This is a genomic window from Kocuria sp. CNJ-770, from assembly GCF_001942375.1.
Classification (GTDB): Bacteria; Actinomycetota; Actinomycetes; order Actinomycetales; family Micrococcaceae; genus Kocuria; species Kocuria oceani.
The window spans coordinates 57787-83915 of the sequence record NZ_MKJW01000155.1; the positions used below are offsets into that span (position 1 = coordinate 57787).

The following is a 26129-nucleotide window of genomic DNA, read 5'->3' on the forward strand; positions in this document are numbered from 1 at the left end:
CCTTCGCCGTGCGTTCACCCGGCGGCCACGCGTCACACGGACGGCCCCGGGAGGGTCTCGCTAGAATTCCGGGCGTGAGCACAGGTCGGTGGATGTGGTGAGCCAGTGGTTGGCCGTGGCCCTCGCGCTGCTCTCCGCCGTGTGCCTGGCCGTCGGTACGCAGAAGCAGGGCAGCGCCGTGGCGGACCGCACGCACGACCGGCTGACCCCGCGAGCGCTGATGGCGCTGCTGGGCAACCACCGCTGGCTCCTGGGGCTGGGTCTGCTCGGGCTCGGCACGGCGCTCAACGTGGCGGCCCTGGGCCTCGCCACCGTGACGGTGGTCCAGCCCATCGGTGTCGTCGCCCTGGTGATCACCACTCTGCTGCACGCCCGCCACCGGCGGCTGCGGATCAACCGGAGGACCTGGGCGGCCATCGGGCTGTGCACCGCCGGGGGCGCGGTCTTCGTGACCTGTGCGGTCGCGGCGACGGATCCGGCCCACGGGATCTCGGCATGGGCGGAGCACACCGCGGTCGTCATGCTCGTGGTCCTCATCTGCGTCCTGGGCGTCGCCGCGGCGCTGTTCCGCCACGGCCTCGGCGGGACGTTCTACGTGGCGGCCGCCGGGATCCTCTACGGGTTCGTGGCCGTGCTGGTCCGGCTGACCATCACCCGGATCCAGGGCAGCGCCGGGACCCCGCTGGACGACGTCAACTGGCTCGCGATCGGTGCCGCCGTGGTGGCCGCGGCCCTGGGCGGGTGGTTCGTGCAGACCGCCTTCGCCGCCGGACCCCCGGACCTGGTGATCGCCGGTCTCACGGTCATCGACCCGATGGTGGGCGTCCTCCTGGGGCTGCTGGTCCTCGGCGAGGCCGGCCCCGGCTTCTCCGTGCTGACCGGCGTACTCATGGCACTGGCGGGAGGCGTTGCTATAGTCGGGGTCGCCGTGCTCTCCCAGTGCCACCCGGAGGTGCTCGCGCGCCGTGCCGAGCTCGCGGACCGGGACCGGCGCGCACCGAGCCGGCCGCGGCCGTGACCCGCAGGACCTGACCGACCAGCCGACCATCGACCGGGAAGCCACGCTTGAGCGCCGAGACCAGGACCACCGACCGCCCCCTGACCGTGCTGCTGGGCGCCGAGACGTACCCGCCGGACGTCAACGGGGCCGCGCAGTTCGGGCACCGGCTCGCCCGGGGTCTGCACGATCAGGGGCACCGGGTGCACGTGGTCTGCGCCCGGACCGGCCGCGGGCCGTCCGCACGCGCCGAGGACGACGGCGTCGTGGAGCACCGGCTGCGCTCCCACCGGGCCTTCACCCACCCGTACTTCCGGCTCTGCTTCCCGTGGCAGGTGGCGGGGGAGATCCGCCGGGTGTTCGACGAGGTGGCCCCCGACGTCGTGCACGTCCAGTGCCACTACATCCTGGGCCGGCTGCTCGTGCGCGAGGCCCGGCGCCGGGGCATCCGGACGGTGGGCACCAACCACTTCGTGCCGGAGAACCTGGAACCCTTCCTGCCGTTCCCGCAGTGGGTCCTCGACCTCTACCGCAGGGTCTCCTGGCGGGACATGGTGCGCGTCCTCGGCCGGTGCGACGTGGTGACCGCCCCCACGCCGCTGGCCGTGCAGACCATGGTCCGCAACGGCTTCCCGGACACCGTGCTCGCCGTGTCCAACGGGATCCGGATCTCCGACTACGAGCCCCACGCCGGGGAGCGGGCGCACCGCGGTGCGCGCCCGACCGTCCTGTTCACCGGCCGTCTCGCGGTGGAGAAGAACGTGGACGTGCTCATCGAGGCCATGTCCCTGCTCCCGGCCGAGCTCGGCGCCCACCTGGAGCTCGCCGGGGACGGGGAGCAGCGCGCCGGGCTCGAGAAGCTCGCACTGGCCCTGGGGGTCGGCGACCGGGTGCACTTCCTGGGCTACGTCCCCGACGAGGAGCTGCGCGCCGCCTATCTGCGCGCCGACGTCTTCTGCCAGCCGGGCACTGCCGAACTGCAGTCGCTGGTGACCCTGGAGGCGATGTCGGCGTCCCGCCCGGTCGTCCTGGCCGACGCCCGGGCCCTGCCGCACCTGGCCGAGGACGGGGTCAACGGCTGGCTGTTCCGTCCCGGGGACGCCCGCGACCTGTCCTGCAAGCTGGGCCTCGTGCTCGGGGCGACCGCCGAGGAGCGGGCCCGGATGGGGCGGGAGAGCCGGCGCAAGGTGGCCCAGCACAGCTTCCCGCGCACCCTGGAGACGTTCGTGCGGATCTACCGCGGGGGGCAGCCCGATCCCGGGCACGACCGCGGCGGGCGGCCGCGCCGGCTGCGGGCCAGGCTGGGCGCCTGGTGCGGTAACGTGGTCTGCGCCGCCGGCCCGCCCGGCGCGGGGCCGTAGCTCAGCTGGTCAGAGCAGAGGACTCATAATCCTTCGGTCGTGGGTTCAAGCCCCACCGGCCCTACCCCTGCACCCCTGTCACCGTGTCCGTCCGGTGGGAGGGGTGCTCCGCTGTCTCCGGGCGGGTGCGCGCCGCGGCCGGATGTGGTGCACTGGTGCTGCGAGGCACGCACCACCGACCGAGGAGATGTTCCGATGACCCGCCGCAGGCTGTGGAGACCCCTGTCCCTCGCGGCGCTCGCGCTCGCCGCGCTGACCGGCTGCGACCTCGGCGCCGAGGAGATCCAGCAGGACGTCGAGCAGGGCGCGGAGGAGGTCCAGCAGGACCTCGAGCAGGGCGCCGAGGACGTCCAGCAGGGCGCCGAGGAGGGGATCGCGGAGGTCGAGCAGGGCCTCGAGGACGTCCAGGACGCGGGCGGCGAGGACGAGGGCGGCCAGGACGGCTGAGCCGCCGCGTGCGGCCGCTCGGGAACGGGCAGCAGGACCGAGGGCTCCAGGGCACCGACGAACTGCAGCGGATTGAGGTAGTCCCGGCCCCGGCGCACGCCCCAGTGCAGGCAGGCGGCCACCCCGCAGTGGTCGCGCCCGCGCAGCACGCCCAGCACCTGCCCGCGGCGGACCCGGTCCCCGCGCACGAGGGCCGACTCGACGGGCTCGAAGCTCGAGCGCAGGCCGCCGCCGTGGTCGACCGTGAGCACCGGGCGGTCCACCACGAACCCCACGAAGCTCACGGTGCCGTCGGCGGGGGAGCGCACGGCCGCGCCAGGGGCCGCGGCCAGGTCCACGCCGCGGTGCCCCCGGCCCCAGCGCTGCGCCGGGGCGGCCCAGTCGCCCACCACCGCCGGCCGGGGCACCAGCGGCCAGGCCCAGCCGCGTTCCCCGGAGGCCGGCAGCGGTGTCCCCGCCAGGAGCGCGACGAGGGCCAGGACCACGGCGATCGGCAGGCGAGGCCGGCGGGTCGTGCGGAACCGGGGCGAAACGGGGCTCATGCCCCCACCCTGGCGGCGACGGAGCCGCGCGCGGGGCCCGCCCCGCAGCCTTGTGGACGGCCCCGGGTGTAAGCCCGTGCGCGGCCGGGGGTGTGCAGGGGCAACGGGGCCCGTGTAGTACAGTTGACCCCGCAGTGTGCTCTCTGCGCGCCTCGCGGCGCGCCCTCGTGACCACTCCGGACCCGGCTCCGCGCCGGTTCCGACGGCGCGGTGGTGAGCAGCTGACTTCGCGCGCAGCGCCGCCGGGATCTCCTGTCCCGGCCCGGCCGCCCCGGTCCGCGTTCCCCGTCCCGGCGGGGTGCGGTACGGCGGCCCGGCAGCGGAGCCTCCTCGGTTCCGCTCACCGCTGCGCCAGGGGCTCGTCCGCCGGACGCAGCCGATAACCGTATCCGCGGGCCGGGCGTCGTCGCACGCCCTCCCGCACGAGAACAAGGAGACGACATGTCCGTCGTTACCATGCGCCAGCTCCTCGACAGCGGCGTGCACTTCGGCCACCAGACCCGCCGCTGGAACCCGAAGATGAAGCGCTTCATCTTCACCGAGCGCAACGGCATCTACATCATCGACCTCCAGCAGTCGCTGTCCTTCATCGACCGCGCCTACGAGGCCGTCAAGACCACCGTGGCCCACGGCGGCACCATCCTGTTCGTCGGCACGAAGAAGCAGGCGCAGGAGGCCATCGCCGAGCAGGCCACCCGCGTGGGGATGCCCTACGTGAACCACCGCTGGCTGGGCGGCATGCTCACCAACTTCACCACGGTCTCCAAGCGCATCGAGCGCATGAAGGAGCTCGAGGAGATCGACTTCGACGACGTCGCCGGCTCGCAGTACACCAAGAAGGAGCTGCTGCTCCTGCGCCGCGAGAAGGAGAAGCTGGAGCGCACCCTCGGCGGCATCCGCAACCTGACCAAGGCCCCGTCCCTGGTCTGGATCGTGGACACCAAGAAGGAGCACCTGGCCGTGGACGAGGCCCAGAAGCTGGGCATCCCGGTCGTCGCGATCCTCGACACCAACTGCGACCCCGACGAGGTCGCCTTCCCGATCCCGGGCAACGACGACGCGATCCGCTCCGTCAACCTGCTGACCCGCGTGATCGCCGACGCCGTGGCCGAGGGCCTCATGGAGCGCCACAACAAGAAGTCCGGCGGCGCGGACCAGGCCGCGGAGCCGATGGCCGAGTGGGAGCGCGAGCTGCTCGAGCAGCACGCCGCCGAGCAGGCCTCCGCCCCCGAGGCCACCGAGGCGCCGGCCGAGACCGCCGTCGAGACCGAGGCCGTCGCCCCCGCCGAGACCGAGACCGCCGCCGAGTAGTCTCCGTTCATCGTCCGTTTTCCCCGGTGGGGCACCATCTCCACCGGACGCCGGCCGGGGCGCCAGCGCGCCCCGGCCGGCACCACCGACTACGTGAGGAGTTCACATGGCGAACTACACCGCCGCTGAGATCAAGGCCCTGCGGGAGCGCACCGGCGCCGGCATGCTCGACGTCAAGAAGGCCCTCGACGAGGCCGACGGCGACCTGCAGAAGGCCCAGGAGATCATCCGCGTCAAGGGCCTGAAGGGCGTCACCAAGCGCGAGGGCCGCGCCACGGCCGAGGGCCTCGTGGCCGCGCGCGTCGAGGGCAACGTGGGCTACCTGGTCGAGGTCAACTCCGAGACCGACTTCGTGGCCAAGTCCGCCCCGTTCGTCGAGTTCGGCAACAAGGTCCTCGAGGCCGCCGTCGCCGCCGACGCGAACTCCCTCGAGGAGCTCATGGAGGCCCAGGCCGACGGCAAGGCCGTCTCCGAGCTGGTCACCGAGACCGGTGCGCTGCTCGGCGAGAAGGTCGTCGTCCGCCGCCTCGCCCGCGTCGAGGGCGAGAACGTGGCCGTGTACCTGCACAAGACCTCCAAGGACCTCCCGGCCCAGGTCGGCGTGCTGCTGGCCGCCTCCGGCGCCCAGGCGGACCAGGTCGCCCACGACGTGGCCGTGCACATCGCCGCGATGTCCCCGACCTTCCTCTCCGAGGAGGACGTGCCCGCCGCGACCGTCGAGTCGGAGAAGCGCGTGGCCGAGGAGACCGCCCGCGCCGAGGGCAAGCCGGAGAAGATCCTCCCGAACATCATCAACGGCCGCCTGAAGGGCTACTACAAGGACGTCGTCCTGCTCGACCAGGACTTCGCCAAGGACTCCAAGAAGACCGTCGGCAAGGTGCTCGAGGAGGCCGGTGCGACCGCCACGGCCTTCGCCCGCTTCCGCGTCGGCGCCTGACCGGGCCCGTCCGGGCGCCACGGCGTCCCGCCGGAGGGAGGCGACCCTGCACCGCAGGGTCGCCTCCCTTCGTCATACTCGCTCCCACCTGCGGCGATGCCCCGGTGACCGCCGGTGCCGGCGGAGGGCGAGCCGGGTGTTCTGTATGCTGAGGGAGGCCCGGGCCCGCTCCACCCCACCCTCGCGGGACCGTGCCCGTCCAGCAGCACCGTCGTCGCCGGGAGGAACCATGCCCACCACTTCAGCGTCCGAGATCCAGGACGAGGCCCTCCGCCTGAGCCGTGGCCCGCGGGTCACCCCCACGCGGCGCCGGGTCCTGCTGAAGCTCTCGGGCGAGGTCTTCGGCGGCGGCTCCATCGGCGTGGACACCCGCGTGATCCGCGACATCGCCGAGCAGATCGCGGCGACGGTCGGCCGGGTGGAGACCGCCATCGTCGTCGGCGGCGGCAACTTCTTCCGCGGCGCGGAGCTCTCCCAGGCCGGCATGGACCGCTCCCGGGCCGACTACATGGGGATGCTCGGCACCGTCATGAACTGCCTGGCCCTGCAGGACTTCCTCGAGCAGTGCGGGGTCGACACGCGGGTGCAGTCCGCGATCAAGATGGAGCAGGTCGCCGAGGCGTACATCCCGCGGCGCGCCATCCGCCACATGGAGAAGGACCGCGTCGTGATCTTCGGCGCCGGGGCCGGGCTGCCCTACTTCTCCACCGACACCGTCGCCGCCCAGCGCGCCCTCGAGGTGCACGCGGACGAGGTGCTGATGGCCAAGAACGGGGTCGACGGCGTCTACACGGCCGACCCGCGCACGAACCCGGACGCCCAGCGGCTGTCCGCGCTGACCTACGACGAGGCCCTGGCCCGCGACATCCGCGTGATGGACCAGACGGCCTTCAGCCTGTGCCGCGACAACGACGTGACGATGCGCGTGTTCGGCATGCAGGGGGAGGGCAACGTCACCCGCGCGCTCCTCGGGGAGCAGATCGGCACCCTGGTCACCGCCTGATCCGGCCCCCGGCGGCCCGGCGCTAGACTGGGGCCAGCATGCCCGGGACGGGCGCCTGCGGCGCCGTCCCCGGCGGAACCGACCCCGCGCGGAGGACTCCGTGCGACCCGACGAAGGAGCTCCTACGTGATCTCAGACATCCTGTCCGAAGCGAAGACCAAGATGGGCAAGGCCGTGGACGGCGCCAAGGAGGACTTCGCCGGCATCCGCACGGGCCGGGCCAACCCCTCCCTCTTCTCCAGCGTCCTCGTCGAGTACTACGGCACGCCCACCCCCCTGCAGCAGCTCGCCTCCTTCCAGAACCCCGAGGCCCGCACCCTGCTCATCACCCCCTACGACCGCTCGGCCCTGACCGACATCGAGAAGGCGCTGCGCAACTCGGACATCGGCGCCAACCCGGCCAACGACGGCAACGTCATCCGGGTGGTCATGCCGGAGCTGACCCAGGAGCGCCGCAAGGAGTACGTGAAGATCGTCGGGCACAAGGCCGAGGAGGCCCGGGTGTCGGTGCGCAACATCCGCCGGCACGCCAAGGACCAGATCGAGAAGACCGTCAAGGACGGCGACATCGGCGAGGACGAGGGCAAGCGCGCCGAGAAGGACCTCGACGCCGTGACGAAGAAGCACATCGAGCAGATCGACGAGATGCTTAAGAACAAGGAAGCGGAGCTGTTGCAGGTCTGATGCCGGACCCGCGACGCCCGCACCAGGAGCTGAAGGCTTCCCCGGGACCCGCCGGGGAGGCCTTCCCCTCTCGTGCCCCCGGCACCCGGGACGCGGCGGCGGCGCCGGGCCGCCGGGAGCGGCGGCACACCGCTCCCTCCCGTGCCGGACGGAACCTGCCGGCCGCCGTGGGCGTCGCCGTGGTGCTCATCGGGACCCTGCTCGTGGGCCTGTTCGTCCAGCCCGTCGTGCTCGCCCTGCTCGCCGGCGCGGCCGCCGGGATCGGGGTCTGGGAGGTCGGGCGGTCGCTGCGCTACCGCGGCATCTCCATCCCGCGCGTCCCGGCGGTCACCGCCGGGGTGCTCATGCCCCTCGCCGCGTTCGCCGGCGGGGGAGAGGCCCTCATGATGGCCGTGGTCGTGGGCCTGACCCTGGTGATCGTGTGGCGGGCGCTGGGCGACCGGAACGGGATGATCCTGTCCATCATGGGCTCGGTCTTCGCCCTCGTCTGGGTCGGGTTCCTGCTCAGCATCGCCCTGCTGCTTTACCACACGGACGCCGGGGCCCTGAAGGTGCTCACCGTCATCCTGCTGGCCGTCGGCTCGGACACGTGCGGCTACGCCGTGGGGGTGGTCTGGGGCCGCCACCCCATGGCCCCGAGGATCAGCCCGAAGAAGTCCTGGGAGGGCTTCGCCGGCTCACTGGGCGGCTCCGTGCTGATCGGCATCCTGTGCGCCGTGCTGCTGCTCGACCACGCCTGGTGGCAGGGCGCCGTCCTGGCCGTGGCCCTCGTGCTGGCCGCCACCCTCGGCGACTTCTCCGAGTCCATGGTCAAGCGCGAGCTGGGGATCAAGGACATGGGCACGCTGCTGCCCGGTCACGGGGGCGTGATGGACCGGATCGACTCCATCCTCTTCGCCGTCCCCGCCGGATACCTGCTCTTCGCGCTGTTCGCCACGGGCGCCTGACCGGGCCGCCCAGGACCACCCGCCCATGGCCGCCGAGCACTCCGCAGCCCGCTTCCCGAGTCCCCGCATCCCGCGCTGCCCCGAGGGCGCCCAGGGCTACGACGTCGCCGAGGTGGACGCCTTCCTCGCGCGTGTGCGGGAGGCCCTGGAGGGGCCCGGTCCCTCCCCGCTGGAGGGGCGCGCCCCGCTGCTCAGCACGCACGTGCGCGCGACCGTGTTCTCCGGGGCGCGGGGCGGCTACCGGCCGGAGGCCGTCGACGAGGTCCTGGACACCGCCGAGGACGCCCTCGCCGCCGCCGAGCGCGAGCAGGTCCTGTGCCTGCGCGGGCCCGAGGCCTGGCAGCAGCACGTCGAGGCCCTGACCGTACTGCTGCGCGGGCGGATCGAGCGGCCGCGCGCCCAGCGCTTCCGGCACCCCCGGCGGTCCCGGGCGCAGGGCTACTCCGCCGCCCACGTCGACGTCCTGTGCGAGCGCCTCGGCGCCCGGCTGACGGACTCCGGCCCGCTGGACCCGGCCGAGCTGCGCGGGGCCGTCTTCCCGCCCGCGCACGGCGAGCGCAGCTACGAGGAGCAGCAGGTGGACGCCTTCCTGGACCGCGCGGTCCAGCTCCTGCTGGCGCTGCGCTGACCCGACCGCCTCCGGCGGCTGTGTATACAGCCTTGGACTCGAATCGTCCAGAATGCACTCTCCGTGTCACATTCTTGCCCCAAACTGGGAATTCCCGGTGCTTCGTCTTGCCCCTCTGCATACAACGGCCTAGTGTGGTCCGCATCACATGAGGAGGTAGCCCATGTCCACCCAGCCACCCACCGACGCCGACGACCTCGTCGCCGACGTCGACTTCCCCGCGGCCCAGCGGTCGCCCGAGTTCCAGGAGCTGCGGAAGACCCACCGCGGCTTCGTCTTCCCGCTCGCCGTCGCCTTCCTGGTCTGGTACCTGCTGTACGTGGTGCTCGCCATGTACGTCCCGCAGCTCTTCGCCATCCAGGTGGTCGGCAACGTCAACCTGGGCGTGATCCTGGGGCTGCTCCAGTTCGTCACCACCTTCGCGATCACGGGCGCCTACGTGTCCTTCGCCAACCGCAAGCTGGACCCGAAGGCCACGGCCATCCGGGAGCGCCTCGAGCCCAGCCTCGGGAGCACCCGCGGCGTCCACGGACAGGAGAACTGACCGATGCACCACCTCCCCACCGCGCTCGCGCCCATGGCGACCGCCACCACGGAAACGGTCGGCACGCCCTGGATCAACATCTCCATCTTCGGGGCCTTCGTCGTCGTCACCATGGTGATCGTGCTGCGGGCCTCCAAGTCCACGGCCACGGCGGCCGACTACTACGCCGGCGGCCGCGGGTTCAGCGGGACGCAGAACGGTCTGGCGATCGCCGGCGACTACCTCTCGGCGGCGTCCTTCCTGGGCATCGTCGGCGCGATCGCCGTCCAGGGCTACGACGGGTTCCTCTACTCCATCGGCTTCCTCGTGGCCTGGCTGGTGGCTCTGCTGCTCATCGCCGAGCTCCTGCGCAACACCGGGAAGTTCACGATGGCCGACGTCCTGTCCTTCCGGCTGCGCCAGCGCCCGGTGCGCGTGGCGGCGTCGATCTCCACCCTCGCGGTGTCCGCGTTCTACCTGCTGGCCCAGATGGCCGGCGCCGGAGCGCTGGTGTCCCTGCTGCTGGGCATCAGCTCGCGGACGGGACAGTCCCTCGTCATCGTCGTCGTGGGCGTGCTCATGATCGTCTACGTGCTCGTGGGCGGGATGAAGGGCACCACCTACGTGCAGATCATCAAGGCCGTGCTCCTCGTCTCCGGGGTGGCGGTGATGACCGTCTGGATCCTGGCGCTCTACGGCTTCAACCTCTCCTCCCTGCTGGGCGACGCGGTCGCCGTCTCCGGCAACCCCGCGATCCTCGAGCCGGGTCTGCGCTACGGGGTCAGCGAGACCAGCAAGCTGGACTTCATCTCCCTGGGGCTGGCCCTGGTCTTCGGCGCCGCCGGCCTGCCCCACGTGCTGATGCGCTTCTACACCGTGCCCACCGCCAAGGAGGCCCGCACCTCGGTGGTCTGGGCGATCGGGCTGATCGGCCTGTTCTACCTCTTCACCCTCGTCCTGGGCTTCGGCGCGGCGGCCCTCATCGGCGCCGAGCGGATCCAGGCGGCCCCGGGCGGCGTGAACTCCGCGGCCCCGCTGCTGGCCTTCGAGCTAGGCGGCTCGCTGCTCATGGGCATCATCGCCGCCGTGGCGTTCGCCACGATCCTCGCGGTCGTCGCCGGCCTGGCCATCACGGCCTCGGCCTCGTTCGCCCACGACATCTACACCAGCGTGATCAAGAAGGGGAACTCCGACCCCCGCCAGGAGCTGCGCGTCGCCAAGACCACCGTGGTGGTCATCGGCATCGTCTCCATCGCGGGCGGGATCGGGGCGCAGGGCCAGAACGTCGCGTTCCTCGTGGCGCTCGCCTTCGCCGTGGCGGCCTCGGCGAACCTGCCGACCATCCTGTACTCGCTGTACTGGCGGCGGTTCACCACCCGCGGCGCGGTCTGGTCCATGTACGGCGGCCTGATCCTCTCGGTGGTCCTGATCGTCTTCTCCCCGGTGATGTCCGGGGCCGAGACCTCCATGATCCCCACGGCCGACTTCGCCTGGTTCCCGCTGCAGAACCCGGGCATCGTGTCCATCCCGGCGTCCTTCCTCCTCGGCTTCATCGGTTCCATGACGGAGCGGCGCCTGGAGGACCCGGTCAAGCAGTCCGAGATGGAAGTGCGTTCGCTCACAGGCATCGGTGCGGAGAAGCCCGTCGCGCACTGACGGCGTCCCCGCTCCGACCTGGGAGGACTCCCGGCCCACCCGAAGGTCCGGCTCCGGGCGGGCCGGAGCCGATCCCGTCGACACACCTGGAATTCGCGAACGGGAAAAGACAGAGGGCTGACAGTCCGGTAGGGTGAGCGCAGAAGCCGGCCCAGGGTATTCCTGGGAAACTCGCCGGTTGCTTACAATGAAGGTCCCTCCCGGGACGGATAAGGAGCAATCATGGGAATCATCAGCTGGATCGTCCTCGGTCTCATCGCGGGCGCCCTCGCCAAGCTCATCATGCCGGGCAACCAGGGTGGCGGCATCATCGTCACGATCGTGCTCGGCATCATCGGCGCCCTCCTCGGAGGCTTCCTGGGCTCGCTGATCGGCATCGGCAGCCTCGAGTCCGTGTTCGACATCGGCACGATCATCACCGCCGTCGTGGGAGCGCTCATCGTGCTCTTCATCTACGGTGCGCTCACCGGCCGCAAGGGCCGCACGCACTGATCCGCACCCTCAGCGGAACCCGAGGCCCCGGCCACCGGAAACGGTGACCGGGGCCTCGGTCCGTCCGGACCCGCCGCGGCAGGCCGCCGGTCGGGCTGGGGGATACTGGGGCCATGAGCTCCCCCTCCGCCGCGCCCCGCCCCCAAGCGATCCCCGAGCCGACCTTCGAGCCGACGCCCGAGCCGACGCCCGAGCTGCGCGCGCTGGCCGCCGCCGGCCCCCGACGGATCGTCGTGCTCGGGTCGACCGGGTCGATCGGCACCCAGGCGCTCGACGTCGTGCGCGCGGCGAACCGGCTCGACGGCGGGGCGCCGTTCCGCGTGGTGGCCCTCGCGGCCGGCCGGGGCCGTCTGCCGCTGCTGGCGGAGCAGGCCGTGGAGACCCGCGCCGCCGTGGTGGCGACGAGCGGCAGCGGTGAGGACGCCCAGGAGCTGGCCCGGCGGATCGGCGAGCGCGCCGCGGCCGCCGGCGCCGGGGACTACCGGCCCGAGATCCTGCACGGTCCCGAGGCCGCCACGGCGGCCGCGGCGCACCCCGAGGCCGACCTCGTGCTCAACGGGATCACCGGCTCGATCGGCCTCGCCCCCACCCTGGCGGCACTGCGGGCCGGGCACCGGCTGGCGCTGGCCAACAAGGAGTCGCTGATCGCCGGAGGAGCGCTGGTGAAGGAGGCGGCGGCGGCCTCGGGCCGCCCGGACGCGCTGATCCCGGTGGACTCCGAGCACTCCGCCCTGGCGCAGGCGCTGCGCGGCGGCAGCGCCGCCGAGGTGGACCGGCTCGTCCTGACGGCCTCGGGCGGGCCGTTCCGCGGCCGCACCCGGGCGGAGCTGGAGGCGGTCACCCCGCGCGAGGCGCTGCGCCACCCCACCTGGGACATGGGCGTGATGGTCACCACCAACTCGGCCTCCATGGTGAACAAGGCCCTGGAGGTGCTCGAGGCCCACCTGCTCTTCGACGTTCCCCTCGAGCGCATCGACGTGGTCGTCCACCCCCAGTCGGTGGTGCACTCCATGGTCCAGTTCGTGGACGGGTCGACGCTGGCGCAGGCCTCGCCGCCGGACATGCGCCTGCCCATCGCCCTCGGTCTCGCCTGGCCGCACCGGGTGCCCGGCGCCGCCGCCGCGTGCGACTGGACCCGCGCCACCGAGTGGACCTTCGAGCCGCTGGACCGGGACGCGTTCCCCGCCGTCGAGCTCATCAAGGCCGCGGGGGAGCGCGGGGGCACCCACCCGGCGGTGTTCAACGCCGCCAACGAGGAGGCGGTGCACGCCTTCCACGACGGGCGGATCCGGTTCCCGGCGATCGTGGACACGGTGGAGACGGTGCTGGGCGAGCACCAGGACGGCGGCGTCCTGGACCTCGGCGCCGTCCTGGAGGCCGAGCGCTGGGCCCGGCGGCGGGCGCAGGAGGTCCTCGCCCGCTGACCGGGCCGGACCCGGCGCACGTGCTAGTCTGTCGGGCGGATGACGAGTCCCAGCGCGCAGCCCTGGCTTGCTGGGCGGCAACCCTCTCCCGTAGTGGGGTGCCCCAGGTGAACCATCCGGCACCGGCCATCGTGGGCCGGCGGCAAGTACGGTTCGACCGCGGACGCGCCCTCCGGCGTGCCCTCGACCGTGGCCGTCGGTCCTGGTGGGACTGGTGGAGACTCCCGACCTCCTGGACCCACGGAAAGGCACGACATGCGATCGCAGCGCCTCACCTTCCTCGCCCTGGCCACCACCCTCGGCCTCACCCTCACCGCCTGCGGCGGCTCCGACCAGGCCGGCGAGGGCGCCCTGGCCGACGGCAAGGTGAGCATCGGCGTCGTCGGCTCGCACCCGACGCACGACGCTCTCAAGCGGCTGGCCGAGGAACAGGGCATCACCGTCGAGTACGTCGACTTCTCGGACTACAACCAGCCCAACCCGGCCACCGAGTCCGGCGACGTGGACATGACCTGGTTCCAGCACGTTCCCTTCCTCGCCGACTACAACAACTCCGCCGGGGGCTCCATCACCCCGATCGGCTCGACGTCGATCTACCCGCTGGGCCTGTACTCCAACGAGTACGACTCCGTGGACCAGTTCCAGAAGGGCGACGAGATCGCCGTCCCGAACGACGCCGTGAACCTGTCCCGGGCCCTGCTCGTGCTCGAGTCGGCCGGTCTCGTGGAGCTGAAGGGCGACACCCTCATCCCGACCGAGCTCGACGTCGACACCGAGGCCTCCACGGTGCGGGTCACCCCCGTGTCGGCCGAGCAGACGGTGCTCTCCATGGACTCGGTGGCAGGTTCGGTGATCAACAACGACTTCCTCGCCCGCGCGGACATCGACCCGAAGTCCGCCCTGGCCCAGGACGACCCCGAGGCGGAGGGCTCCCGCGCCTACGTCAACCTCTTCACCACCACCGAGGAGCTGGCCGACGACGAGACCCTCCGGCAGGTGGCGGACCTCTACCACGAGCAGTCCGTCATCGACGCCGAGATGGAGGAGACCAAGGACACGGCCGTGCCGCTGCAGCTGGAGCCGGAGGAGCTGCAGGAGCTGACCGCGCGCTACCAGCAGGAGCTGAAGGACCAGGGGCAGTGAGCGCTGCGGTCCCCTCCGGGCCGTCCGCACGCGGGCGCCCGGACGAGGTGCTCGTCTCCTTCCGCAACGTCTCGAAGTCCTTCCGCACCGGCTCCGGCCGGGCCGCGCGCGAGGTGCTGGCCGTCGACGACGTCAGCCTCGACGTCCACCGCGGCGAGATCTTCGGCGTGATCGGCTACTCCGGGGCGGGCAAATCCACCCTGGTACGGCTGATCAACGGGCTCGAGCCCGTCTCCTCGGGGTCCCTGACCGTGGAGGGCTTCGAGGTCGCCGGGCGCAAGGAGACCGAGCTCGCGCCCGTCCGGCAGGAGATCGGGATGATCTTCCAGCAGTTCAACCTGTTCACGTCCCGGACCGTGGCCGGCAACGTCGAGTACCCGCTCAAGCGGGCCGGCTGGCCGAAGGAGAAGCGGCGGGCCCGGGTCGCCGAGCTGCTGGAGTTCGTGGGCCTGTCCGCGCGCGCCGGGAACTACCCGGAGCAGCTCTCCGGCGGGCAGAAGCAGCGCGTGGGCATCGCCCGTGCCCTGGCGACCAGCCCCAAGCTGCTCCTGGCCGACGAGTCGACCAGCGCCCTCGACCCGGAGACCACCCAGGAGGTGCTGCAGGTGCTGCAGCGGGTCAACCGGGAGCTGGGCATCACGATCGTGATCATCACCCACGAGATGGACGTGGTCCGGGCGATCGCCGACCGCGTCGCCGTGATGCAGGACGGCAAGGTCGTGGAGCACGGCTCGACGGTGGACATCTTCGCCCGGCCCCGCACCGAGACCGCACGCCGCTTCGTCTCCTCCGTCCTGCACTCGGTGCCGGACGAGCGCGAGGTCGAGCGGCTGCGCCGGGCGCACCGCGGGCGCCTGGTGATCGTGGACGTCGGCGACGGCGTGGACATCGGCGGTGTGCTCTCCGACGGCGCCGCCCGCGGGGTCCGCTTCACCATCGCCTACGGCGGGATCAGCGTGCTCCAGGAGCAGTCCTTCGGGTCCCTGACCTTCGAGCTGACCGGCGAGGACGCGGCCGTGCAGGCCGTGGTCGACGAGCTGTCCCGCATCACGAGCCTGAGAGAGGTGGCCGCGTGAACGACTGGTCCGTCCTGGGTCCCGAGCTGCTCTCCGCGCTCGGGGAGACCCTCTACATGGTGTCCGTCACCCTCGCGCTCGCCGGGCTGCTCGGGATGCTCGTGGGCGTGGGGCTCTACGTGACCCGCCGGGGCAACATCCTGGAGAACCGCGTGGTGCACGAGGGGCTCAACCTCGTCGTGAACTTCGTCCGGCCGATCCCCTTCATCATCCTTCTGGCGGCACTCGGGCCGCTGACGCAGCAGGTCGTGGGGACGCGTCTGGGCCCCAACGCGGCGATCTTCGCGATGACCATCGGGGCGATGTTCGCGGTCGCGCGCATCGTCGAGCAGAACCTGATGAGCGTGGACCCCGGGGTGGTGGAGGCGGCCCGCTCGATGGGCGTCTCGCGCGGGAGGATCATCACCACCGTGATCCTGCCCGAGGCGCTCGGGCCCCTGGTGCTCGGCTACACCTTCCTGGTCATCGGCATCACGGACATGTCCGCGATGGCCGGGGCCATCGGCGCCGGGGGACTGGGCGACTTCGCCCTGCGCCTGGGCTACCAGCGGTTCAACGACGAGGTCACGTGGGCGGCGGTCGCCGTGATCGTCGTCCTCGTGCAGCTGGTCCAGCTGGTGGGCAACCGGCTGGCGCGGCGCATCCTGCGCCGCTGACGCCCCGGCGCCGCAGCGGTGCCCGCGACGGCCGGTCCCTCCCCGGAGGCGGCCGGCCGTCGTCGTGCGCGGGAGCGTGACACCCTGCGTCCAGGATCGTGGTGCACACTGGTCCTCGCCGCGCACGCGCGGCCCCTGCCGTCCCCGGCGACCGCCGGGGACGACCCGACGATCCCCGGAGGTCCCCGGATGGGCGTGGTCCTGTTCCTCGTGGGCGTGCTGCTCGCCGCCGTGGCCATCGCGGCCTCGATCGCCCTGCACGAGCTCGGCCACCTGGTCCCCGCCAAGCTCTTCGGCGTGCGGGTCACCCAGTACATGGTCGGCTTCGGCCGCACCGTGTTCTCGCGTCGCCGCGGGGAGACCGAGTACGGGCTCAAGGCCGTGCCGCTGGGCGGCTACATCTCCATGGTCGGGATGTATCCGCCCGCCCGGTCGGGGAGCACGGCGCGGACCGCCGGCACCGGGGTGCTCCAGCAGCTCGCCGCCGAGGCCCGCAGCGCCTCCGCCGTGCAGCTGGCCCCCGGGGACGAGGACCGCGTCTTCTACCGCCTGCCCGTGTGGAAGCGGATCGTGATCATGCTCGGCGGGCCCGTGATGAACCTGCTGCTGGGCACCGTGTGCCTCGCCGTGCTGCTCACCGGGCTCGGCACCGCGACGCCGACCACGACGGTCGCGTGGGTCTCGGAGTGCGTGGTGCCCGCCGAGCGGCAGGCCGCCGGGCAGGCCGAGTGCCGCGCCGGAGACCCCGAGGCGCCGGCCAACGCGGCCGGGCTGCGTCCCGGGGACGTCGTCACCGCCGTCGCCGGGGCCCCCGTGACCACGTGGGAGGAGCTCACCGCGCGGGTCCGCGACCGCGCCGGGGAGCGGATCCCCGTGGTGGTCGAGCGCGACGGCACGGAGGTGCGGACCGTGCTCACCCCGATCCTCACCTCCCGCCCGGTGGTCGACGACACCGGGGCCGCCGTGACGGGACCCGACGGCGCGCCCCGCTACGAGGACGTGGGGTTCATCGGGATCAGCCCCACCGCCGTTCCCGTCCGGCAGCCGCTCACCGCGGTGCCCGGGGCGGTGCTCGACGGGCTGGAGCAGATCGCCGGGATCGTGCTTCACCTGCCGCAGCGGGTCTACGAGGTGGGGCAGGCCGCGTTCTCGGACGCGCCGCGGGACCCGGACGGACCCATCTCCGTGGTCGGGATCGGCCGCATCTCCGGGGAGATCGCCGCCCACGAGGAGATCGAGCTGCGGGACAAGGCCGCCTCCCTGGTGGGGCTGGTCGGATCGGTGAACCTGGCGCTGTTCGTCTTCAACCTGCTGCCCCTCCTGCCGCTGGACGGAGGGCACGTGGCCGGCGCCCTGTGGGAGGGCCTGCGGCGGGGCGCCGCCCGGCTGCTGGGCCGCGCCGACCCGGGCCCGTTCGACCCGGCACGGCTGCTCCCGCTGACCTACGCCGTGGCCGCGCTGATGATCGGGATGTCGGTCCTGCTGGTCTACGCGGACATCGTGAAGCCCGTCCAGCTGTTCTGAGCCGTTCGGCCACGGAGGAATCCGGGGACCGCCCAGGAAGCGCCCGGGGGCATGGGGCACAATGGGAGGCGACGACGGACCCGGCGACCGGGTCCGCCCGCCACCGATCCCGCATCTGTCCGCGAACTCCTCGGAGGAACCCTTGACCCCGGTCAGCCTCGGCATGCCCGCCGCACCCCAGCCCGTCCTGTCCCCGCGCCGGAAGACCCGGCAGATCCGGGTCGGGTCCGTGGGGGTCGGTTCCGACTCGCCGGTCAGCGTGCAGTCCATGACGACGACCCCCACCACGGACATCAACGCGACCCTGCAGCAGATCGCCGAGCTGACCGCCGCCGGGTGCGACATCGTCCGGGTGGCCTGCCCGTCGCAGGACGACGCCGACGCCCTGCCGATCATCGCGATGAAGTCCCCGATCCCGGTGATCGCCGACATCCACTTCCAGCCGAAGTACGTGTATAAGGCCATCGAGGCCGGGTGCGCCGCCGTGCGCGTGAACCCCGGCAATATCCGCAAGTTCGACGACCAGGTCGCCCAGATCGCCCGGGAGGCCAAGGCCGCCGGGGTGTCCATCCGGATCGGGGTGAACGCGGGCTCCCTGGACCAGCGGATCATGGACCGCTTCGGGAAGGCCACCCCGGAGGCGCTCGTGGAGTCCGCGGTGTGGGAGGCGTCCCTGTTCGAGGAGCACGACTTCCACGACTTCAAGATCTCGGTCAAGCACAACGACCCCGTCACCATGGTGCGGGCCTACCAGCTGCTGGCCGAGCGCGGGGACTGGCCCCTGCACCTGGGCGTGACCGAGGCCGGCCCGGCGTTCCAGGGCACCATCAAGTCCGCCACCGCCTTCGGCGCCCTGCTCTCCCAGGGCATCGGCGACACCATCCGGGTCTCGCTCTCCGCGCCCCCGGTCGAGGAGGTCAAGGTGGGCAACCAGATCCTGCAGTCCCTGGGCCTGCGCCCGCGCAAGCTCGAGATCGTCTCCTGCCCCTCGTGCGGACGCGCCCAGGTGGACGTCTACACCCTCGCGGACGAGGTCACCGCGGGCCTGGAGGGCCTCACGGTCCCGCTGCGCGTCGCCGTCATGGGCTGCGTCGTCAACGGCCCCGGCGAGGCCCGCGAGGCCGATCTCGGGGTGGCCTCCGGCAACGGCAAGGGCCAGATCTTCGTCAAGGGCGAGGTCGTGAAGACCGTCCCCGAGGACCTCATCGTGGAGACCCTGATCGAGGAGGCCAACCGCATCGCCGCCGAGATGGACGCGGACGGGGACGGGGAGAGCGCCACCGGCAGCCCCGTGGTGAGCGTCAGCTGACGGGACGGTGACGAACGGGTGAGGACGCAGCGGAGGACGGCGCCGCGGCTCGTGCCGTCGGGGGAGGTCGACCCGGACGAGCTGGACCGCCTGCTCGGGGCGGACCCCGTCGCCCACGCCTTCGTGGCCGCCCACGTGGAGTCCCACCGCCGCGGCCGCGGTTCCCGGGTGCCGCCGGTCGTCGGCACGGCGGATCCGGACGGGCGGCTCACCGGCGCGTGCTGGACGGGCACCAACGTCGTCCCGATCACCCTCGACGAGCCCGGTCTCGACCTCGTGGCCGGGCACCTGCGCCGGGGCGGGGCCCGGTACGCCTCCGTCTTCGGCCCGGCCGCACCGGTGCTCGGACTGTGGTCCCGGCTCGAGCGCTCGTGGCCGCGGCCCTTCGACGTCCGCCCGGTGCAGCCCCTGCTGGCGATCGACCACGACCCGGCGCCCGCGCCGCACCCCGGTGTCCGGTTCGCCACCAGCGCCGACCTGCCCGCCGTGCTGCCGGCCAGCGCCGCGATGTTCGAGGAGGAGGTCGGCTACTCACCGTACTCCGGCGGGGACCGCGGCTACCGGGACCGGGTGGCCGCCCTCGTCGGCTCGGGACGATGCCTCGTGCTCACCGACGAGCGGGACCGGGTCGTGTTCAAGGCCGACCTCGGCTCGGTCGCCCGCGGGGTCGCCCAGGTGCAGGGGGTGTGGGTCGACCCGGCGCACCGCGGCCGCGGGCTGGCGGCGCCGTGCATGGCCGCCGCGGTGCGCCTGGCCCGCCGCACCACCCCGGTGATCAGCCTCTACGTCAACGACTACAACACCCGCGCCCTGGCCACCTACGAACGGGTCGGCTTCCGCCGGGTCGGGACCTTCGCGACCGTCCTGCTCTGAGCGCCCACCGGGCGCGCCGTCCGGTGCGGCGCCGGGGGTGTAGATTTGACCGGAATCCGCGGCGCCGCCGGTGCCGCACCCCCTCTCGACGCCCCGGACCCGGCCGCACCTCGCCGCGATCCCCGGGAGAAACGGAGCCCACGTGGCGCTGCGCCTCTCCTCCCTGTTCCTGCGGACCCTCCGCGAAGACCCCGTCGACGCCGAGGTGGACAGCCACCGGCTGCTCGTGCGCGCCGGCTACATCCGCCGCGCCGCTCCCGGCATCTACACCTGGCTGCCGATGGGCCTGCGGGTGCTCGCGAAGGTGGAACGGGTGGTGCGCGAGGAGATGGACGCGATCGGCGCCCAGGAGGTGCACTTCCCGGCGCTGCTGCCGCGCGAGCCCTACGAGGTCACCAACCGGTGGACGGAGTACGGCGAGAACCTCTTCCGCCTGAAGGACCGCAAGGAGGCCGACTACCTCCTGGCGCCCACGCACGAGGAGATGTTCACGCTGCTCGTGAAGGACCTGTACTCCTCCTACAAGGACCTCCCGGTCACCCTCTACCAGATCCAGGCCAAGTACCGGGACGAGGCCCGGCCGCGCGCCGGCCTGCTGCGCGGACGCGAGTTCGTGATGAAGGACTCCTACTCCTTCGACGTCGACGACGCCGGCCTCGACGAGTCCTACGCCCGCCACCGCGAGGCCTACGTCCGGATCTTCGAGCGTCTGGGCCTGCCCGTGATCGCCGTGTCGGCGCAGTCCGGGGCCATGGGCGGCTCCCGCTCCGAGGAGTTCCTGCACCCCACCCCGATCGGGGAGGACACCTTCGTGCGCTCGGCCGGGGGCTACGCGGCCAACGTCGAGGCGGTCACCACGGTGGTGCCGCCCGAGCGCGACGTCGACGCCGCCCCCGAGGCGCGCGTGCTCGACACCCCGGCCAGCCCCACCATCGACACGCTCGTGGAGCGCTCGAACGAGCTGCACCCGCGCGAAGAGGGACCCTGGTCCGCCGCGGACACGCTCAAGAACGTGGTGCTGGCCGTCGTCCTGCCCGACGGCGAGCGCCGGCTCGTGGCGGTCGGCCTGCCCGGGGACCGCGCCGTGGACCTCAAGCGCATCGAGGCCGGCGTCGGCGCCGCCCTGGAGGTCTCCGGGGAGGTGCTGGTGGAGCAAGCCACCGACGAGGACCTGCGCACCTGCCCGCTGCTGGTGAAGGGCTACATCGGCCCGGGCATGAGCCTCGACCAGGCCGTGCTCGGCGAGCGGTCCTCGACCGGGATCCCCTTCTTCGTCGACCCGCGGGTGGTCCGAGGCACCCGCTGGATCACCGGGGCGAACGTGGCCGGCAAGCACGTCTACGACCTCACGGCCGGGCGGGACTTCGCCTGGGACGGCGTCCTGGAGTGCGCCGAGGTCCGGGCCGGCGATCCCGCCCCGGACGGCTCCGGGCCGCTCGAGGCGGCCCGCGGCATCGAGATGGGCCACATCTTCCAGCTGGGCCGCAAGTACGCCGAGGCCCTCGGGCTGAAGGTCCTGGACCGCAACGGCAAGCTCGTCACCGTGACCATGGGCTCCTACGGGGTCGGCGTGACCCGGGCGGTGGCCGCCCTGGCCGAGGCCTACCACGACGACAAGGGACTGCTCTGGCCCCGTCAGGTCGCCCCGGCCGACGTGCACGTGGTCGCCACCGGCAAGGGCCCCGAGGTGCTCGAGGAGGCCGAGCGGATCGTGGCCGAGCTCGAGGCCGAGGGCATCGAGGTGCTCTTCGACGACCGACCCAAGGTCTCCCCGGGCGTGAAGTTCGGCGACGCCGAGCTGCTCGGCGTGCCCACCGTCCTGGTGGTCGGCCGCGGGCTCAAGGACGGCCTGCTGGAGCTCAAGGACCGCGCGAGCGGCACCAGCGAGGACGTGGCCCGGGACGGCGTCGCCGCCGTGGTCTCCGCAGCCGTGCGCGGCTGAGCCCGTGGACCAGCTCGAGGGCTGGCTGGGGGCCTCCGGCCTGGAGCAGGTGGACCCCGGCGTCGTGGTCCTGCTGGTCGCCGCCGGACTGGCCGCCGGGTTCATCGACGCCGTCGTCGGCGGCGGCGGGCTGCTGCAGCTGCCGGTGGTGCTCATGGTCCCCGGCATCAGCCCGGTGCAGGCGCTGGCCACCAACAAGATGGGCTCCGTGTTCGGGACGGCCACGAGCGCGCTGACGTTCTACCGCCGCACCTCCCCGGACCTGCGCACGGCCCTGCCCATGGCCGGGGTCGCGCTGGCCGGAAGCTTCGGCGGCGCGGCCCTGGCCGCGTCCCTGCCCGAGGAGGTGTTCCGGCCCATCATCCTCGCGGCGCTGGTCGCCGTGCTGCTGTTCACCGTCGCCCAGCCCACCGTCGGCCAGCTCACCGAGCTGCGCCACAGCGGGGCCCGGCACTACGGGACCGCGATGGTGATCGGCACGGTGATCGGCTTCTACGACGGCGTGATGGGCCCGGGCACCGGGTCCTTCCTCGTGATCGCCATGATCACCCTGCTGGGCTACAGCTTCCTGGCCGCGAGCGCGAAGGCGAAGATCGTCAACCTGGCCACCAACGTGGGCGCCCTGCTGTTCTTCTTCGGGCACGGCTCGGTGCTGTGGGGCCTGGGACTCCTGCTGGGCCTGTCCAACATGGTGGGCGGCTACCTCGGGGCACGCACCGCGGTGGCCCGCGGCAACCGGTTCATCCGCGTCGTGTTCCTCAGCGTGGTCTCGCTGCTGATCCTCAAGCTGGGCGTCGACGTGCTGCGCGGGGCGTGATCCGGGGACCTTGCTCCGCGGGCCCCCGTTCCTGCGGGGCCGAGCCCTGCGGGGCCGTGGCCCGGCCCGGACTCCGGCGACGGGTCACCGGGTCCTCCCGGGGCGACGCCGGCCGTGCGTCACGGTGCGCCGGGCACGGCGGAGGGGTCGTCGGGGAGCACCCCGGGCAGGGCGTCCACCTTGCCGCTGACCTCCGCGCGGAGCGTGCCGGCCCGCTCCAGCGCTCGGAGCGCCCAGCAGCGTGTCGCCGGCCCGCCCTGGGCGAGGGCGTGCGCGGCGGCCTCCTGCACGTCGCCCGCCGCCGCTCCGGCGCCCCGGCGGGGGTCCTCCCAGAGCCGGCCGGCAGGACGTAGGCGCCGGCGCGCAGCCCGGGCTCCGCCGCGAGCACCCCGCGCGCAACGGGTGCCTCCAGCAGGTCCGCCACGTCCGCGCGGGCCTGCCGCAGGGCAGCGTCCGCCGGTGCGCCGGTCGGCCCGGTGCGGGCGGCCAGCGCCTCGAGGGCGTAGCCGGCCCGGTCCAGCGCCGACCACAGCGGCGCCGCGGCGGACGTCGTCGCCCCGGAACCGCGGTCTGCGCCGGGTGCGCACAGCCGCGGCACCGCGGCAGCCCCGCCCAGCTGCCCGGCCGTGGTCGCCCGCGAGGCCGCGGCGGCGCCGAGGACGCGAGCCAGGGCGGGGTCCTCGGCGTCCAGGGCGTCCCGGGCCAGGGCCGCGGCCGAGCCCGCCAGGGCGCCGGCGAGGTCCTCGGTGCCCGCCGGCGCTCCGGGCCCGGCGGCCTCCGAGGGGGAGGGGTGCGCGGCCCGCGCCGCGGCCGAGGCCCGGGTTACGGGCGCCGGACCCAGGGCGGCGAGCTGGCGGTCCAGGTCCGCGCGCACGGCCGCACCCTCCTCCAGGTCCTCCAGGGACGGGTGCCTCAGCAGCGTCTCCGTGCGCGACCACGCGTCCGCCCGGGCCACCTCGTCCGGGGGCACGGGCCGCGCCGCGCCGAGCCGCCAGCCGCCGAGCGCGGCGAGGAGCACCACCAGCACCGTCAGCAGCACCGTCGGCAGCGGCGGGAGCACCCGGCGGGCGGGCGTGCGGGGATCGGTCACCGGGGGCTCCTGGACGGGGGAGAGGAGAGGGCGGGGTCCCGGTTCATCATAGGATCTGCTGGAGCGACCCCGCCCGACCCGAGAGCACCAGGAGATCCCCGTGAGCGAGCAGAGCAGCACCGGACCCGACGACCGCCGGCGGCTGACCGATCTGATCGGACCGGTCGTGGAGGAGACGGGCCTGGTCCTGGAGGACGTCGCCCTGAAGCCGAGCGGCACCGGCTGGTGCTGCAGGTGCTCGTCGACCTGCCCGAGGACCGCACCGACAGCGTGGACATCGACCGCATCGCCGAGGTGGCCCGCGCGGTCTCCGACGCCCTGGACCGGGACGACCCCGTGCCCGGGTCCGCCTACGAGCTGGAGGTCTCCTCCCCGGGTGCCACCCGGGAGCTCACCGAGCCCCGGCACTGGCGGCGCTCGATCGGGCGGCTGGTGCGCGTCACCCCCGTGGAGGGGGAGAAGTTCACCGCCCGGCTGCTGGAGGTGGCGCAGGACGGGGTGGTCCTGCAGCGCAGCCACCAGGCGAAGAAGGGCATGCCCGCCAGGCTGCTCGACCCGGAGCGGTGGTCGTTCGACCGCGTGCGCCGGGCCAAGGTGGAGGTCGAGTTCACGGACTGAGCGCCCCGGAGCACCCCGGGGCGAGTGTAAGATGTGCCGTTGACGCCGCGGCGCCCACCGGCGCCGCGGTCCGCAGTGCGACGACAACCGAGTACAACGAACGAGTGTGCGAACACGACCCGTGGCAGCGCTCCGTCCTCACCGACGGCGCGCTGTTTCGTCCCCGGGGTCGACACGTGAGGAAGGCCGGACATGGACATCGATATGAGCACCCTCCGACTGCTGGAGCGTGAGCGCGACATCCCCGTGGACCTGCTCATCCCCACGATCGAGCAGGCCCTCCTGCTGGCCTACCAGAAGAGCCCCGGGCGCTGCCGGGCGCCCGCGCCGAGATCGAGCGCCGGAGCGGGCACGTGACCATCTGGGCCCCCGAGCTCGACGAGGACGGTGAGGCGATCGGGGAGTTCGACGACACCCCGGCCGGCTTCGGACGGATCGCGGCCTCCACGGCCCGCCAGGTCATCCTGCAGCGCCTGCGCGACGTCGAGGACGACGCCGTGCTGGGCCACTTCAAGGGCCGCGAGGGCGAGATCGTGTCCGGGCAGATCCAGCAGGGCCACAATCCGCACATGGTGCAGGTCGACCTCGGCACCGTGGAGGGCGTGCTGCCCCCGCACGAGCAGTCCCCGGGCGAGAAGTACCTGCACGGGTCCCGGATCCGGGCCTTCGTGGTGGAGGTCAAGCGCGGCATGAAGGGCCCGTCCATCACGCTGTCCCGCTCCCACCCCGATCTCGTGCGCCGGCTCTTCGAGATGGAGGTGCCGGAGATCGCCGACGGCTCCGTCGAGATCATGGCCGTGGCCCGCGAGGCCGGGCACCGCACCAAGATCGCCGTGCGCGCCACCCAGGGCGGGATCAACGCCAAGGGCGCCTGCATCGGCGAGATGGGCTCCCGGGTGCGCGCGGTGATGAGCGAGCTGCACGACGAGAAGATCGACATCGTGGACTGGTCCGACGACCCGGCCCGCTGCATCGCCAACGCCCTGTCCCCGGCGAAGGTGTCCCGGGTCACCGTGCTCGACGAGCGCGCCCGCTCCTCCCGCGCCGTCGTCCCCGACTCCCAGCTGTCCCTGGCCATCGGCAAGGAGGGGCAGAACGCCCGCCTCGCCGCGAAGCTCACCGGCTGGAAGATCGACATCGTCCCCGAGTCGAAGGCGGCCGCGCGGGCCTGAGCCCGCCCCGGGAGCGGGACCCGAGCCGCCGCACGGACCCGCCCCCCGGGTCCCCGCCCGCCCGGTTTCGGCTCAGGGCCGTCCCCGGGATAGACTGTTCCACGGTCAGATCGTTGGTGGTCCCTGTCCGGCGCCGGATCCCCGGCCCGCACGAGCCGTTCCGACGTCCCGCCGCGAGACGAGGAGCCCTGAGTGAGTGCGGACTCCCGTCGCACGTGCATCGGATGCCGGACCACCGACCACCCTGACCAGCTCGTACGTGTGGTGACCGAGCCGGACGACGGCGGCCGAAGGGCCGTGCTCGACCGGAGCGGGCGCCTCGGCGGTCGTGGAGCCTGGCTCCACCCCTCCCGCGAGTGCCTGGACACGGCCCTGCGCCGCCGCGCCTTCCAGCGCGCGTTCCGGGTCCCCGTGGACACCGAGGGGATCGCCCCCGAGCTGGACGCCCTGCTGTCCTCGCGGACGGCCCGGCGACCGGGCGCACGAGTGCCGACCACAGCCGTCCCCGGACGGCAGCCCGCGCGGTCCGACCGGACCGGTGACCACGTCCGCACGCGGGTCAGAACTGGAAAGCGAGTCAGAGAACCGATGGAAAACCGATGAGTGCCCAGCGATGAGTGCTTCGTTGTGCTCTGCCTACGGCCTCCTGGGCCGGCGCGCCGTCGTCGACGGCCGACACCCCGGGAGCCTCAACGGAAAATAAGTGGTTCGTGCCTGTTTCGGTGCGGACCGAGACAGGAGAGAAGTGGCCAAGCCCCGCGTTCACGAGCTCGCGAAAGAGCTCGGAATAACGTCCAAGGAAGCGATTTCCACGCTTCAGACCCTGGGTGAGTTCGTCCGAGGCGCGTCCTCGACCGTCGAGCCCCCCGTCGCCAAGAGCTGCGCTCGGCGTTCGCCGACAAGGCGGACAAGGCCGCCGCGGCCCGCCGCCGCCGCGCGACAGCGCCGTCCCGCCGA

General features: G+C 72.9%; 25 protein-coding genes, 1 tRNA gene, 2 pseudogenes and 1 riboswitch. Of the genes and pseudogenes, 26 read left to right on the forward strand and 2 right to left on the reverse strand.

The genetic code is table 11. The annotated features are described in order from the left end of the window. Positions 1-97: 97 nt before the first annotated feature. The 4 genes from BJF77_RS18300 (at position 98) to BJF77_RS20905 (ending at position 2805) form a co-directional block, all read left to right on the forward strand. On the forward strand, positions 98-1018 hold the full coding sequence (locus BJF77_RS18300; RefSeq protein ID WP_075873080.1) for a DMT family transporter: 921 nt from the start codon (positions 98-100) through the stop codon (positions 1016-1018). A 47-nt stretch (positions 1019-1065) separates the two neighbouring features. After that, positions 1066-2358 carry a glycosyltransferase gene (locus tag BJF77_RS18305; protein ID WP_083665256.1) on the forward strand — a complete coding sequence of 431 codons (1293 nt, stop codon included), beginning with the start codon at positions 1066-1068 and terminating at the stop codon, positions 2356-2358. Further along, positions 2349-2422 (forward strand) — tRNA-Ile (locus BJF77_RS18310). Before BJF77_RS18305 ends, BJF77_RS18310 begins: the two co-directional genes overlap by 10 nt. A 131-nt stretch (positions 2423-2553) precedes the next feature. Further along, the gene (locus BJF77_RS20905) at positions 2554-2805 is read left to right on the forward strand and encodes a hypothetical protein (protein WP_075873068.1); all 252 of its coding nucleotides are present in this window, start codon (positions 2554-2556) and stop codon (positions 2803-2805) included. A gap of 128 nt (positions 2806-2933) precedes the next feature. On the opposite strand, the pseudogene BJF77_RS20910 reads toward BJF77_RS20905, so the two are convergent. Then, positions 2934-3347 (reverse strand): annotated as a pseudogene (locus BJF77_RS20910) (peptidoglycan DD-metalloendopeptidase family protein); the annotation flags it as partial. A gap of 441 nt (positions 3348-3788) precedes the next feature. Between BJF77_RS20910 and rpsB the strand changes: the two are divergent. The 18 genes from rpsB to BJF77_RS18410 all read left to right on the forward strand — a co-directional run bounded on the left by rpsB (position 3789) and on the right by BJF77_RS18410 (position 22292). Continuing rightward, positions 3789-4658, forward strand: a complete 870-nt coding sequence (rpsB, locus tag BJF77_RS18325; RefSeq protein WP_075873069.1) for a 30S ribosomal protein S2 — start codon at positions 3789-3791, stop codon at positions 4656-4658. 106 nt (positions 4659-4764) lie between these two features. Next, the gene (gene tsf / locus BJF77_RS18330; RefSeq protein ID WP_047801871.1) at positions 4765-5595 is read left to right on the forward strand and encodes a translation elongation factor Ts; all 831 of its coding nucleotides are present in this window, start codon (positions 4765-4767) and stop codon (positions 5593-5595) included. A gap of 229 nt (positions 5596-5824) precedes the next feature. Continuing rightward, positions 5825-6598: a UMP kinase gene (gene pyrH, locus BJF77_RS18335; protein WP_238985955.1), complete on the forward strand. Its 774-nt coding sequence runs from the start codon at positions 5825-5827 to the stop codon at positions 6596-6598. 126 nt (positions 6599-6724) lie between these two features. Then, the gene (gene frr, locus BJF77_RS18340; RefSeq protein WP_047801870.1) at positions 6725-7282 is read left to right on the forward strand and encodes a ribosome recycling factor; all 558 of its coding nucleotides are present in this window, start codon (positions 6725-6727) and stop codon (positions 7280-7282) included. After that, positions 7282-8229 (forward strand): phosphatidate cytidylyltransferase, encoded by a 948-nt coding sequence (locus BJF77_RS18345; RefSeq protein WP_075873070.1) that lies wholly within the window; start codon positions 7282-7284, stop codon positions 8227-8229. Before frr ends, BJF77_RS18345 begins: the two co-directional genes overlap by 1 nt. A 25-nt stretch (positions 8230-8254) precedes the next feature. Further along, on the forward strand, positions 8255-8857 hold the full coding sequence (locus BJF77_RS18350) for a DivIVA domain-containing protein (RefSeq protein WP_083665257.1): 603 nt from the start codon (positions 8255-8257) through the stop codon (positions 8855-8857). A gap of 163 nt (positions 8858-9020) precedes the next feature. Next, positions 9021-9401 carry a DUF485 domain-containing protein gene (locus BJF77_RS18355; protein ID WP_075873071.1) on the forward strand — a complete coding sequence of 127 codons (381 nt, stop codon included), beginning with the start codon at positions 9021-9023 and terminating at the stop codon, positions 9399-9401. A 3-nt stretch (positions 9402-9404) separates the two neighbouring features. Continuing rightward, positions 9405-11036, forward strand: coding sequence for a cation acetate symporter (locus BJF77_RS18360; protein ID WP_047801866.1), 1632 nt, complete (start codon positions 9405-9407; stop codon positions 11034-11036). 222 nt (positions 11037-11258) lie between these two features. After that, a complete protein-coding gene (locus BJF77_RS18365; protein ID WP_047801865.1) occupies positions 11259-11528 on the forward strand; it encodes a GlsB/YeaQ/YmgE family stress response membrane protein in 270 nt (89 codons plus the stop codon). A gap of 113 nt (positions 11529-11641) precedes the next feature. Further along, positions 11642-12952 (forward strand): 1-deoxy-D-xylulose-5-phosphate reductoisomerase, encoded by a 1311-nt coding sequence (dxr, locus tag BJF77_RS18370; RefSeq protein ID WP_083665258.1) that lies wholly within the window; start codon positions 11642-11644, stop codon positions 12950-12952. 38 nt (positions 12953-12990) lie between these two features. After that, positions 12991-13107: riboswitch (SAM riboswitch) on the forward strand. 100 nt (positions 13108-13207) lie between these two features. Next, on the forward strand, positions 13208-14095 hold the full coding sequence (locus tag BJF77_RS18375; RefSeq protein WP_047801864.1) for a MetQ/NlpA family ABC transporter substrate-binding protein: 888 nt from the start codon (positions 13208-13210) through the stop codon (positions 14093-14095). Then, positions 14092-15171, forward strand: a complete 1080-nt coding sequence (locus tag BJF77_RS18380) for a methionine ABC transporter ATP-binding protein (RefSeq protein ID WP_083665259.1) — start codon at positions 14092-14094, stop codon at positions 15169-15171. The genes BJF77_RS18375 and BJF77_RS18380 overlap by 4 nt, the downstream gene beginning before the upstream one ends. Before the next feature lie 56 nt (positions 15172-15227). Then, positions 15228-15827, forward strand: a complete 600-nt coding sequence (locus BJF77_RS18385) for a methionine ABC transporter permease (protein WP_083665264.1) — start codon at positions 15228-15230, stop codon at positions 15825-15827. A gap of 189 nt (positions 15828-16016) precedes the next feature. Then, complete coding sequence (locus BJF77_RS18390; RefSeq protein ID WP_075873073.1) at positions 16017-17351, forward strand: RIP metalloprotease; 1335 nt, start codon at positions 16017-16019, stop codon at positions 17349-17351. A 142-nt stretch (positions 17352-17493) separates the two neighbouring features. Further along, positions 17494-18660 carry a flavodoxin-dependent (E)-4-hydroxy-3-methylbut-2-enyl-diphosphate synthase gene (gene ispG, locus BJF77_RS18395; RefSeq protein ID WP_062736725.1) on the forward strand — a complete coding sequence of 389 codons (1167 nt, stop codon included), beginning with the start codon at positions 17494-17496 and terminating at the stop codon, positions 18658-18660. 51 nt (positions 18661-18711) lie between these two features. After that, positions 18712-19533, forward strand: a complete 822-nt coding sequence (locus BJF77_RS18400; protein WP_075873074.1) for a DUF4081 domain-containing GNAT family N-acetyltransferase — start codon at positions 18712-18714, stop codon at positions 19531-19533. Positions 19534-19675: 142 nt separating this feature from the next. Further along, on the forward strand, positions 19676-21475 hold the full coding sequence (locus BJF77_RS18405) for a proline--tRNA ligase (protein ID WP_075873075.1): 1800 nt from the start codon (positions 19676-19678) through the stop codon (positions 21473-21475). A gap of 4 nt (positions 21476-21479) precedes the next feature. Next, a complete protein-coding gene (locus BJF77_RS18410) occupies positions 21480-22292 on the forward strand; it encodes a TSUP family transporter (protein WP_083665260.1) in 813 nt (270 codons plus the stop codon). Here the strand turns inward: BJF77_RS18410 and BJF77_RS18415 are convergent. Beyond that, positions 22258-23382: a hypothetical protein gene (locus BJF77_RS18415; protein WP_075873076.1), complete on the reverse strand. Its 1125-nt coding sequence runs from the start codon at positions 23380-23382 to the stop codon at positions 22258-22260. The two genes, BJF77_RS18410 and BJF77_RS18415, sit on opposite strands and share 35 nt — an antisense overlap. 225 nt (positions 23383-23607) lie before the next feature. Here BJF77_RS18415 and rimP point away from each other — a divergent pair, with 225 nt between their 5' ends. The 4 genes and pseudogenes from rimP to BJF77_RS22925 all read left to right on the forward strand — a co-directional run. Further along, entirely contained in the window at positions 23608-24000 is a 393-nt protein-coding gene (rimP, locus tag BJF77_RS18420; protein ID WP_255396361.1) for a ribosome maturation factor RimP, read from the forward strand. 192 nt (positions 24001-24192) lie between these two features. Further along, positions 24193-25172 (forward strand): annotated as a pseudogene (gene nusA, locus BJF77_RS18425) (transcription termination factor NusA). Positions 25173-25364: 192 nt separating this feature from the next. After that, complete coding sequence (locus BJF77_RS18430; protein WP_083665261.1) at positions 25365-25775, forward strand: YlxR family protein; 411 nt, start codon at positions 25365-25367, stop codon at positions 25773-25775. A gap of 142 nt (positions 25776-25917) precedes the next feature. After that, on the forward strand, positions 25918-26129 hold a 212-nt coding region (locus BJF77_RS22925; RefSeq protein WP_369821445.1), incomplete at its 3' end, for a translation initiation factor IF-2 N-terminal domain-containing protein.